Annotated in this window: 18 protein-coding genes; 15 read left to right on the top strand and 3 right to left on the bottom strand. The window is 68.8% G+C overall.

The window, feature by feature from the left end; all coding sequences use genetic code 11:
* Positions 1 to 43: 43 nt before the first annotated feature.
* Genes ACIREI_RS33365 through ACIREI_RS33375 form a run of 3 tightly spaced genes read right to left on the bottom strand, consistent with a single transcriptional unit; the run spans position 44 to position 1,046 of the window.
* Positions 44 to 463: a hypothetical protein gene (locus ACIREI_RS33365; RefSeq protein WP_403340888.1), complete on the bottom strand. Its 420-nt coding sequence runs from the start codon at positions 461 to 463 to the stop codon at positions 44 to 46.
* Positions 460 to 798, bottom strand: a complete 339-nt coding sequence (locus tag ACIREI_RS33370) for a hypothetical protein (RefSeq protein WP_403340891.1) — start codon at positions 796 to 798, stop codon at positions 460 to 462. Before ACIREI_RS33370 ends, ACIREI_RS33365 begins: the two co-directional genes overlap by 4 nt.
* Positions 795 to 1,046 (bottom strand): hypothetical protein, encoded by a 252-nt coding sequence (locus ACIREI_RS33375; protein ID WP_403340894.1) that lies wholly within the window; start codon positions 1,044 to 1,046, stop codon positions 795 to 797. Before ACIREI_RS33375 ends, ACIREI_RS33370 begins: the two co-directional genes overlap by 4 nt.
* 97 nt (positions 1,047 to 1,143) lie before the next feature.
* On the opposite strand from ACIREI_RS33375, the gene ACIREI_RS33380 reads away from it, so the two are divergent.
* From ACIREI_RS33380 to ACIREI_RS33450, 15 genes are all read left to right on the top strand, one after another.
* Positions 1,144 to 1,488, top strand: coding sequence for a DUF6011 domain-containing protein (locus ACIREI_RS33380; protein WP_403340897.1), 345 nt, complete (start codon positions 1,144 to 1,146; stop codon positions 1,486 to 1,488).
* 12 nt (positions 1,489 to 1,500) lie between these two features.
* Entirely contained in the window at positions 1,501 to 1,743 is a 243-nt protein-coding gene (locus ACIREI_RS33385) for a hypothetical protein (protein WP_403340900.1), read from the top strand.
* Positions 1,744 to 1,796: 53 nt separating this feature from the next.
* Positions 1,797 to 2,411 carry a hypothetical protein gene (locus ACIREI_RS33390; RefSeq protein WP_403340903.1) on the top strand — a complete coding sequence of 205 codons (615 nt, stop codon included), beginning with the start codon at positions 1,797 to 1,799 and terminating at the stop codon, positions 2,409 to 2,411.
* 98 nt (positions 2,412 to 2,509) lie between these two features.
* Positions 2,510 to 2,854, top strand: coding sequence for a ParB/Srx family N-terminal domain-containing protein (locus ACIREI_RS33395; RefSeq protein WP_403340906.1), 345 nt, complete (start codon positions 2,510 to 2,512; stop codon positions 2,852 to 2,854).
* Positions 2,855 to 2,880: 26 nt separating this feature from the next.
* Positions 2,881 to 3,111, top strand: coding sequence for a hypothetical protein (locus ACIREI_RS33400; RefSeq protein WP_403340909.1), 231 nt, complete (start codon positions 2,881 to 2,883; stop codon positions 3,109 to 3,111).
* Positions 3,112 to 3,362: 251 nt separating this feature from the next.
* On the top strand, positions 3,363 to 3,785 hold the full coding sequence (locus ACIREI_RS33405; protein WP_403340912.1) for a hypothetical protein: 423 nt from the start codon (positions 3,363 to 3,365) through the stop codon (positions 3,783 to 3,785).
* 31 nt (positions 3,786 to 3,816) lie between these two features.
* Positions 3,817 to 4,509, top strand: a complete 693-nt coding sequence (locus ACIREI_RS33410; RefSeq protein WP_403340915.1) for an endonuclease VII domain-containing protein — start codon at positions 3,817 to 3,819, stop codon at positions 4,507 to 4,509.
* Entirely contained in the window at positions 4,502 to 5,545 is a 1,044-nt protein-coding gene (locus tag ACIREI_RS33415) for an NAD-dependent epimerase/dehydratase family protein (RefSeq protein WP_403340918.1), read from the top strand. The genes ACIREI_RS33410 and ACIREI_RS33415 overlap by 8 nt, the downstream gene beginning before the upstream one ends.
* The gene (locus ACIREI_RS33420; RefSeq protein WP_403340921.1) at positions 5,542 to 6,219 is read left to right on the top strand and encodes a glycosyltransferase family 2 protein; all 678 of its coding nucleotides are present in this window, start codon (positions 5,542 to 5,544) and stop codon (positions 6,217 to 6,219) included. Before ACIREI_RS33415 ends, ACIREI_RS33420 begins: the two co-directional genes overlap by 4 nt.
* A gap of 8 nt (positions 6,220 to 6,227) precedes the next feature.
* Positions 6,228 to 7,043 (top strand): NAD-dependent epimerase/dehydratase family protein, encoded by an 816-nt coding sequence (locus ACIREI_RS33425; RefSeq protein WP_403340924.1) that lies wholly within the window; start codon positions 6,228 to 6,230, stop codon positions 7,041 to 7,043.
* Entirely contained in the window at positions 7,040 to 7,711 is a 672-nt protein-coding gene (locus ACIREI_RS33430) for a glycosyltransferase domain-containing protein (RefSeq protein WP_403340927.1), read from the top strand. Before ACIREI_RS33425 ends, ACIREI_RS33430 begins: the two co-directional genes overlap by 4 nt.
* The gene (locus tag ACIREI_RS33435) at positions 7,708 to 8,010 is read left to right on the top strand and encodes a hypothetical protein (RefSeq protein WP_403340930.1); all 303 of its coding nucleotides are present in this window, start codon (positions 7,708 to 7,710) and stop codon (positions 8,008 to 8,010) included. Before ACIREI_RS33430 ends, ACIREI_RS33435 begins: the two co-directional genes overlap by 4 nt.
* Positions 8,010 to 8,450: a methyltransferase domain-containing protein gene (locus ACIREI_RS33440; protein ID WP_403340932.1), complete on the top strand. Its 441-nt coding sequence runs from the start codon at positions 8,010 to 8,012 to the stop codon at positions 8,448 to 8,450. The genes ACIREI_RS33435 and ACIREI_RS33440 overlap by 1 nt, the downstream gene beginning before the upstream one ends.
* Positions 8,447 to 8,698, top strand: coding sequence for a hypothetical protein (locus ACIREI_RS33445; RefSeq protein WP_403340935.1), 252 nt, complete (start codon positions 8,447 to 8,449; stop codon positions 8,696 to 8,698). The genes ACIREI_RS33440 and ACIREI_RS33445 overlap by 4 nt, the downstream gene beginning before the upstream one ends.
* The gene (locus ACIREI_RS33450; RefSeq protein WP_403340937.1) at positions 8,695 to 9,279 is read left to right on the top strand and encodes a glycosyltransferase family 2 protein; all 585 of its coding nucleotides are present in this window, start codon (positions 8,695 to 8,697) and stop codon (positions 9,277 to 9,279) included. The genes ACIREI_RS33445 and ACIREI_RS33450 overlap by 4 nt, the downstream gene beginning before the upstream one ends.
* The last annotated feature ends 25 nt before the right edge of the window (positions 9,280 to 9,304 follow it).

Consider the following 9,304-nt stretch of genomic DNA (forward strand, 5'->3'; position numbering starts at 1 on the left):
CGGCCCCGCACCGGTTCGGGCGGGGCCGTCGTCATGCGGTGGGCTACGCGTCCAGGGTGAGTGACACCTCCGGCCACGCCTTGCCCTCCGACGGCATCAGCGTCACGGCCATGACCCGCCATCCGCTCATCACCGTCAGCGTGTCGGCAGCCCTGTCGCTGAACAGGTTGCCGTTCTGGTGGCGGATCTTCGCGTCGTCGGCGTCGAGCATGCCAACGAGTCGGCCCGCACGGATCCCGGTGGCGATCGCGTCGGCGTCTGGGTGTTCGTCGTCGAGGGTTCCGGCGTAGCGGAGCAGGTTGCCGTCTTGCCATACGCGGTTGATGCGGCCGATGCCGGGTTCTCCGGGGCGCACGAGCGGGAGGGGTAGTGGGCGGGTGAGGTCGGGTCCCGGTTCGTCGAGTTGGCGGCCGTCGGTGGTGGGGGTGTGGAGGACGGCGAGGACGCCGGTGAAGGTGGTCATGTGGTGGGCTCCTCGTCCCGGCGCACCGGGCCTGCACCCTCGCCGACCCGCTTGCCGGTTGTATGGCCTTCGGTCATCCACTGGTCCCAGACGTGGGCCAGCCCTTCCCTGCCGCCAGCCCGTTCAAAGCCGATACGCGCGGCATCAGTCAGCTCGCGTTCGTGCGCCTGGTCATCCTCGTCGAGTAGGTCGACGCATCCGGCGCAGACGGTCCCGCCGTACACGGCGTGCGTCTCCTCGCATACCTCGCAGGCCGGATGACCGCAGGCGCTGCAGGCTGCCGGTTCGTCGTCCTCTGAGGTGAAGGCTGCACAGTCGATCGTTCCGGCAGTCACACGCCCTTCTCCTCGCTGCCCACCGGGCGCTTGGCGGCCCGTCGGGCACTGCGGATGGCCTCGGCGGCTTCCGGGTTGGCGATCCGGCGCACCGTCTCGCGGGTGTAGCCGGTGGCGTCGGCGATTTCCTTCTGGGTGGCGCCTGCGGCGAGGGCTTCCTGGACGTCGGCGGTGCGCTGCTTCTCGGCGTCTTCGACGGCCATTTCGTAGCGGGTGCGGATGGCGGCGAGGTTGATGGTGGTGGACATACCCCCAGTGTGACTGATCCGGTAGGCCTAGTCTAGTTGACATGCGTAATGCGGTAGGCCTACCCTATAGGTATCACCATGGAGCAAGGGGGACCCGATGAACGCCGCAGCCACCACCCACCAGCACACCAACTGCCTCCGCTGCGGCCGCCCCCTCCGCACCGCCAAGTCCCAGGCCATCGGCTACGGCCCCACCTGTGCCCGCCACATCCGCCGCGCCCAGGTCGACCTCACCGACTACAAGCCCCACCAGGTCGCCAGTGCGCGGGAGCTCATCGAGGACGGCGCCATCGTCCCCCTCCGCAGCGTGGTGTTCATCGCCGTCAGCACCGACGGCACCGAGACCTACAAGACCGCCCCCACCGCCTGCTCCTGCCCCGCCGGCCTGAAGGGCTCGCGCTGCTACCACCAGCTCGCCGCACGCATGCTGCTCGCGGCCTGAGAGGAGAACACCATGTCTTGGAACGACCCCCGCGTCACCGCCATCAACCCCGACGCCACCTACGACGCCGAACACCCCACCAGCGACAACGCCTGGGCCGTCGACACCAACCGCAGCGGCCAATGCGGAGAGATGGTGCAGATCGAGATGGTGTCCGCCATCGAGGAGGGCCGCGCCTTCCAGACGCGCGGACCCGTCGTCACCATCGACAACCCGGGCGGCGGCGGCCAGACCCGCTGGGTCCCGCGCGCCTGACCTCATCGACATCCCCATTACCCGCCCGCGCACCACCCCGAGATCGGAGCACCGTGGACACCATCGAACTCGCCGCCATCGTCGCCGCTGGCACCGCCCTCGTCCTCACCCCCATCGACCCCCAGCCCTTGCGAGAGCTCAACGCCCCGCTCCCGGAGCCGGAGCCCGAGCCGGAGCCCGCCATCGTCGCCAACTACGACCACTACGGGACCCTGTGGGGCCACGACACCGTCACCAAAGCGGAAGCCGACATCGCGCAGGCGCGCGCCCAGGGCCACGCAATCGACGAGTGGGACGTGACCGACCGCGACGGCCGCCCGCTGCGCATCGTCCGCACGACCGACCCCACCTCCGTGTTCCTCAGTGGCATCGACATTTCCGTCATCCCGGTACCGGCCGCTGCTGCCGCCCAGGCCACGGAGATCCTGGAGACCGTCCCCGCCAACGGGTGTCTCCTGGGCTACGACCGGTTCGCGATCAGCCCCGGCGCACCGCTGCCCAACGGTCGGACCGTCACCACGGTCGAGGACCCGCTCGGCTCGTCGTGGCGCGTCACCGACGACCAGGGCACGGTGCACTCACTGCACAAGTACGGGGAGTTGATCCGCTACACCAGCGGCACCGTGGCCTTCCGCGAGCCGGAGTGGGCGGGCTGGTCCTCCGACTGACCGCATTCGGAGCCCGCTCTCCAGGCGGGCCCCGTCGACCTCCCCATCACCGCCCGCGTCCAACTCCTCGCCGACGCCCCACCACCCAGGAGCCCGCCGTGCTCGGCATCATCCCCGTCGCAGACGTCCTCGACATGCTCACCGTCGACGACGACGAGACACCCGACGCCCTGTACGTCCGCGACGTCCTCGACCACAAACGGCGATCCGAGCACTACGCCGATCTCCTGGACGAGATTCGCCGCGACGGCATGGCTCTCCCCATCATGATCCGCACCTACAACGGCCAGCCGTGGCTCGTCGACGGGCACCACCGCGTGGCCGCTGCCCTCGACCTCGGCATGACTCACCTGGTCTGGTCCGACCTCCCCGTGGAGTTGGAGGACCGGCCGCACAACCCGATGATCCGCGGCGGCTGGGGACCGTACCGGCCCGCCGCCTGACCGCCCGACACGACAGGATGAACCACATGACCTTCCGCCTCATCGTCACCCGCCCCGACGGAACGCAGGCCCACTCCAGCACCGAACCGCTGCCCACCCGTCACGCCGTCGCCCTGTCCGCACTGCGGGTCCTTGCCGCCCAGGACATTGCGTTCGGCCGCGCCGGGTTGGCATTCGGGCGCCAACTGCGGGATGCCGAGCTTGGCGAGACCCTGAAGCACGACTCCGGCTACGCCTTCCGCACCGAGGAGTTCTGACCACCGCCTGACCCTGCTCACGCCGAAGGCCCCGACCACCGCCCGGTCGGGGCCCTCCGCTGCGCCCGGAAGATCAGCCCAACCCGCCGAGCCACAATCACCCCATGACCGCCTACCCGGCCCGATGCCCCAAACGCAACCTCAACGGCCGCATGTGCTCCCACCGCGCCGGACAAGGCACCAACCACCCCGGGTACGGAACCTGCATCTGGCACCGCGGCGGAAACCGACACGTCGAAGAGGCATGGGCCATGGCACACGAAATCGCCGCCGAACGAAACATCACCCCACACGAAGCACTACTCGACCTCGTCCGCACCGCCACCGGCCGAGCCGCCTGGGCCGACGGCGTCCTCGCCGAGCAGATGCGCGAACACGTCGAAGCCGGCGGCAACCCGCTGAAGCCACCGCCCTCCATCACGAAGTGGCTCGCGCAGTCCCGCGACGAACGCAAACTCGCCGCCCTCACAGCGAAGCAGGCCGTCGACGCCGGTGTCATGGTCGCCCTGGAGCGGCGCCTCGACCTGGAGGGCGACCTGGTCGCATCGGCGCTCGCCGCCGCGCTCGATGTCCTCGAACTCGACCACGAGCAGCGGGTGAAGGCGCTCGGCGCAGCGCAGCAGCACCTCCTCGGCGCCAGCGCCCTGCCGCCGGGAACCAGCCAGCCGGAATGATCTTCGCGGTGGGGTCTCTACCGTCCGCGGCATGAGGTTGCTCCCGACCGGCCTGCCCGGAACCGCCGCGCATCGACACGCATGGGTCAGAACGCCAGTCGGGTGCGTCACATCTCGGAATTCCCGCAAGTCACAAGAATGCCAGGGAAATAGAATTCTCTTTGTGAAGAACAAGGGAATCCGGTGCGCGATTGACGACGAGTACTGTTCGGCCGGAGGGGAAGTGCACTGCAAGGGGCTATGCAGGAAGCACTACGGCCGGTTGCAACGCAATGGCGACCCGCAGAAAGTCCATCACCGGGTCAGGCCGCGAAAAGCGCAACCCGGCGAAGGCTGGTGTGCAAATTGCAGCGCATTCAAGCCTGCGGATCAGTTCTCCAAGGACAGCAAGCGCAGGGACGGTCTGAAGACTTGGTGCCGTGCATGCTGCTCCAGGATCTGGGCCGCAACCTACGACCCGGAGAGGGACTGGGAGCGTCGACTCAAAAGCAAGTACGGGATCAACGCTGATCAGTACAAGGAGATGCTCGCGTCGCAGGGCGGTGTCTGCGCGACTTGCGGGGAAACCGATGGAGAACGGCGCCTATCCGTCGATCATTGCCACACGACCGGTAAGGTTCGCGGACTGCTGTGCTTCAGATGCAATTCGACCCTGGGGAAGGTCGAAGAGTCCTTCGAGTTGATCTCTTCGATCGTTAGCTACTTGGAGAAGCACAGTGGGTAAATCTCCCGACGGCAGGACAATTCTCCTGACCGGTGCGTCTGGGTTCGTGGGATCCGCCGCACTGGCCCACGTTCTTGACCACACCAGTTGGCGCGTCGTCTGCCCCGTGTCGTACCGGCACCATGGCGACGGCGCCCGCATCAACGCCGTCCTCGACGAACGGCCCGACGCGCGGGCCCGGGTCGACGTCCTCGCCCACGACCTCGCCCTGCCGATCACCCCGCTCCTCGCCGAGCAGATCGGCCCGGTCGACTACGTGTGGAACATCGCCTCCGAATCCCACGTCGACAGGTCGCTGACCGACCCGGTGCCGTTCGTGCGGAACAACGTCGAGCTCATCCTCAACATGCTGGAGTACGCCCGCCTGGCCAAACCGCGGCTCTTCCTGCAGATGAGCACCGACGAGGTGTTCGGCCCAGCCAGCGACGGCTACCAGCACCACGAGTGGGACAGCATCCGCCCCTCCAACCCGTACGCCGCGTCGAAGGCCGCGCAGGAGGCCATCGCCTACTCGTACTGGCGTGGGCTCGGCGTGCCGCTGATCGTGACGAACACGATGAACCTGCTGGCGCCGGCGCCGCAGGCCGCGGAGAAGTTCATCCCGAAGGTGGCCCGCGCCATCTTTCGTGGGGAGAAGCTCACCGTCCACGCCAGTCCCGACGGGGTGTCCGGCTCGCGGTGCTGGGTCGACGTCCGGGACTTCGCCGCCGCGTGGCTGTGGCTGACCGAACGCTTCGACGGGGACGAGCGGGCCACGTACTACCCGACCACCCCGGACGGCCCGCTGCGCTACAACATCGTCGGCGAGGAGGCGTCCAACCTCGACCTCGCCCAGCGCATGGCCGACGCGGCCGGGCGCCAGCTGGACTACGAGCTGGTGGACTACCACTCGCAGCGGCCGGGCCACGATCACCGGTACGCACTCGACGGCAGCAAGCTCGCCGCCCTGGGCTGGCCGGGGCCGCGGCCGCTGGACGACACCCTGGCGGACATTGTGGCGTGGTACGCCGCCAACCCGCAGTGGCTGAACGCGTGAGCGGGATCTTCCGGGCTGCGGTCATCCCGACCCGGAACCGGCACGACCTCCTCGCCGACTGCATCAACTCCGTGGCCGACCAGGTCGACCGGGTCATCGTCATCGACAACCTCTCCGATCCGCCGATCGACCCGGAGCCGTGGCACGGCAAGGTCTTCGTCGCGGCCGTACCGATCGACCCGCCGAACATCAGCCAGCTGTGGAACATCGGGCTCGCCCTCGCGGACGCGGCCGCCCACCGCGCAGGCGCCACGGAGTGGCACATCGCGGTTCTCAACTCCGACGTCGTCGTCCCGGCCGGCTGGGTGATGGCCCTGTCGATGGCGATGCGCGGCAGCCCGGCCGCGCTCGCTTATCCCGACCAGCACGGCGGCCGGGATGTCCTGCTGCACACGAAGGCCGAACCGATCGACCTCCGGCAGCGGATCACCGGCTACGCCTACATGCTCCGCGGCGAGACGGGGCTGCGCCTCGACGAGGACCTCGCCTGGTGGTACGGCGACGACGACATCGACTGGCGCGCCCGCGAGCAGGGCGGCGCGCTCCTCGTCCCCGGCATCCCCGTCGAACACCGCTGCCCCAACGGATCCATGCACGAACGCCCCGAACTGCAAGAGCAGGCAGGCCGGGACCGGGAGACCTTCGCAAGGAAGTGGGGGCGGACCCCATGGTGAGGAGCCACATGAAGATCGCAGTCACCGGGGGCAGTGGGTTCCTCGGGCAGGCCACCATCCGCGCGGCCGAAGCCGTCGGCCACGAAGCCTGGTCGTTCGACCGCGCCCACGGCAACGACGTCCTCGGCGACCTCGCTGCCTTGAAGGGCGCGGACACGGTCATCCACCTCGCTGGGATGCTCGGCACCTCCGAACTCTTCGACGACGCCGAGGCAGCTGTACAGGCCAACGTCGTGGGCACGCTGCGGATCCTGCGTTGGTGCCAGGAACACGACGCCGCCTACGTCGGTGTCGGCATGCCGCCCGTGTTCCCCAGCGTGTACACAGCGACGAAGGTGTGCGCGACCCGCCTGGCCACCGCGTGGCATGAGGCGTACGGGCTGCGTGTCTCCCACGTCCGCGCGTTCAACGCCTACGGTCCCGGGCAGAAGTTCGGTCCCGGGCACCCGCAGAAGATCCTGCCCACGTTCGCCCGCGCCGCGTGGGAAGGCAGGCCGCTGCCGGTGTGGGGTGACGGCGAGCAGACGATGGACCTGGTGCACTCGGACGACGTCGGCCGGATGCTGGTCGACGCCGCCCAGTTCGGGGACGACGTGACGTTCGACGCCGGCACCGGGGTTGCGGTCACAGTAAACGAGCTTGCTCGGGCCGTTCTGGACTTCACCGGGTCGACGGCCGGGGTGGAGCATCTGCCGATGCGGTTGGGGGAGACACCGACGCGGATCGTGGCCCGGGGCGACGGCTGGGACCGGCTGGACTGGAAGCCGGAGCACTCGTGGGCGCGGGTGGAGGATGTCGTGGCCTGGTATCGGACGGCGTCGTGAGCCAGGTCGCGATCGTCACGGCGATCTATGACGGCTACGACTCGCTGAAGCCGGTGTTGCCGCAGGCGGGTGTGGACGTCGAGTGGATCTGTGTGCACGACGGTGAGCCGCCGGACGCCGAGGCGGCGCAGGGGTGGACGCTCGTGTATGAGCCGCGGCCTGGGGTGCATCCGAACCGGGCGGCGAAGCATCCGAAGTACGAGCCCTGGCGGTACACGGACGCGGGTGTCTCTTTGTGGGTGGACGCGTCGTTCCGGGTGGTCTCGGCGCAGTTCGCGATCGAGGCTGTGGCCAAGCTGACGGATGAGGAGCCGATCGCGCAGTTCGTGCATCCGTGGCGGAACTGCCTGTATGCGGAGGCCAAGGAGTCTGCGGGGCTGGCGAAGTACGCGGGTGAACCGGTTTTGGAGCAGGCCGACCGCTACAGCGAGCTGGGCCACCCCGAGTCCTGGGGGTTGTGGGCGACGGGGGTGATCGGCCGTCGTCACACGGCCGCGGTGCGGGAGCTCGGTGTGCGCTGGCTGGCGGAGACGTACGAGTGGAGTTTTCAGGACCAGATCTCGCAGCCGTTCGTGCTGCGGGAGACGGGGCTTCGCCCGGCGCCTTGGCCGGGGTCGCATCTGGCCACGTCGTGGCTGGCTTATGAGGGGAGTGCGAGGCACGGATGAGTGAGCAGCAGGTACCGAGTGTGGGCCGGGTGGTCCACTACGTGAGTCACGGGACACCGGTCCGTGAGGACGGCACGCAGGCCTACTCGGCGCAGTGTCGGGCGGCGGTCATCACCGAAGTAGGAGAGTGGCCCGAAGGCAAGACGTCCGAAGACGCCAGGCGCAACATCGCCGTACCGGTGGGCCTGGCAGTCCTGAACCCCTCGGGGATGTTCTTCCATTCACTCTCCGACGGCGGGTGCGTGCAGTCCGAGGTCGGCCGCGAGGGCGGCACGTGGCACTGGCCGGAGCGTGTGTGATGACGAGTATCGAGATCGGCGGCGGCCACCTGGTCCAGGCCGGGTGGACCAACCTCGATCCCACCCACGGGGTGGGCGAGTGGCAGCGGCCCGCGCAGCAGGTGCCGTGGCCTGCGGCGGACGGCAGCGTGGACGCGATCCGCGCGAGCCACGTCATGGAGCACATCCCCGCGGGCGCCGACCGGATCGCCGTGATGAACGAGGCGCACCGCGTGCTTCGGCCGGGCGGCGTGTTCGAGATCCGCGTGCCGAACTGCCTGTCAGGGACGTGGCATGCGTTCGCGGACCCGACGCACGTCAGCTTCTGGTGCATTCCGTCGTTCCACTACTTCGACGGATCGTTCGCGGCGAACGCGGACTACGGGATCAAGTTCTGGTCCACGCTGGAGCTGCTGATCCAGGGCGACAACGAAATCCTCTGGAGGGGCACGCCGCGATGATCACTCGGACCCACACCCGCGTCCACGTCGAGATCACATTCGCCAATCCCTACCTGCGCTGCGACCAGTGCAAGAGGCCCGTGACCGGCTGGCACGATCCCGACAAGTGCGGCTGCGACACCCTCACGGTCAACGTTCCGTGCTGCTGTCGCGCGGGTACCACCAGCGCCTGCCCGTCCTGGTCTCCGGTCGACGGCTGCCAGTGCAAGGAGCAGCTCGGCAAAGTCGAGCACGCGGGGGCGCCATGAGCGAGCCCACGGTCACGGTCGTCACGCCGTTCCACGAGCAGCGGCGCACTAACGGCATGCTCGACCGCGCCGCCCGCTCCGTCCAAGCCCAAACCGTCCCCGTCCACCACATCCTCGCCGAGGACATCCACCACAAGGGCGCCGCCATCACCCGCGCCCACGGCCTCGCGCTCGTCGACACCGAGTGGACCGCGTTCCTCGACAGCGACGACGAACTCGACCCGGACCACGTCGAGCAGCTCCTCGCCTGCGCCGCCGACACCAACGCCGACTACGTGTACCCCTGGTTCCGCGTCGTCGGCGGCACCGACCCCTTCCCCATGTTCTACGGCCGCCCCTTCGACCCGGACTGCCCCAACTCGACGACGATCACGATCCTCGTCCGCACCGAACTCGCCAAGCAGGTCGGGTTCGCCCGCGACCCCAACGTCCAAGTCTCCGGCGAGGACTACGCATTCACCCTCGGCTGCATCGCCGTCGGAGCGAAGATCGTGCACCTGCCCCGGCGTTCATGGACATGGCACCACCACGGAAGCAACTCGGCAGGCCTGCCCGACCAGGGCGACGCGCGCCGCCACTAGGTCAACGAACCGGCGCACACCGACG

This window comes from Streptomyces sp. NPDC093591, assembly GCF_044764885.1.
GTDB lineage: Bacteria > Actinomycetota > Actinomycetes > Streptomycetales > Streptomycetaceae > Streptomyces.

Excerpts from the sequence above, each read along its gene's own strand:
- ACIREI_RS33365 (WP_403340888.1), bottom strand. The coding sequence starts at position 463 with ATGACCACCTTCACCGGCGTCCTCGCCGTCCTCCACACCCCCACCACC.
- ACIREI_RS33375 (WP_403340894.1), bottom strand. The coding sequence starts at position 1,046 with ATGTCCACCACCATCAACCTCGCCGCCATCCGCACCCGCTACGAAATG.
- ACIREI_RS33380 (WP_403340897.1), top strand. The coding sequence starts at position 1,144 with ATGAACGCCGCAGCCACCACCCACCAGCACACCAACTGCCTCCGCTGC.
- ACIREI_RS33385 (WP_403340900.1), top strand. The coding sequence starts at position 1,501 with ATGTCTTGGAACGACCCCCGCGTCACCGCCATCAACCCCGACGCCACC.
- ACIREI_RS33400 (WP_403340909.1), top strand. The coding sequence starts at position 2,881 with ATGACCTTCCGCCTCATCGTCACCCGCCCCGACGGAACGCAGGCCCAC.
- ACIREI_RS33405 (WP_403340912.1), top strand. The coding sequence starts at position 3,363 with ATGGCACACGAAATCGCCGCCGAACGAAACATCACCCCACACGAAGCA.
- ACIREI_RS33410 (WP_403340915.1), top strand. The coding sequence starts at position 3,817 with ATGAGGTTGCTCCCGACCGGCCTGCCCGGAACCGCCGCGCATCGACAC.
- ACIREI_RS33425 (WP_403340924.1), top strand. The coding sequence starts at position 6,228 with ATGAAGATCGCAGTCACCGGGGGCAGTGGGTTCCTCGGGCAGGCCACC.
- ACIREI_RS33435 (WP_403340930.1), top strand. The coding sequence starts at position 7,708 with ATGAGTGAGCAGCAGGTACCGAGTGTGGGCCGGGTGGTCCACTACGTG.
- ACIREI_RS33440 (WP_403340932.1), top strand. The coding sequence starts at position 8,010 with ATGACGAGTATCGAGATCGGCGGCGGCCACCTGGTCCAGGCCGGGTGG.
- ACIREI_RS33445 (WP_403340935.1), top strand. The coding sequence starts at position 8,447 with ATGATCACTCGGACCCACACCCGCGTCCACGTCGAGATCACATTCGCC.
- ACIREI_RS33450 (WP_403340937.1), top strand. The coding sequence starts at position 8,695 with ATGAGCGAGCCCACGGTCACGGTCGTCACGCCGTTCCACGAGCAGCGG.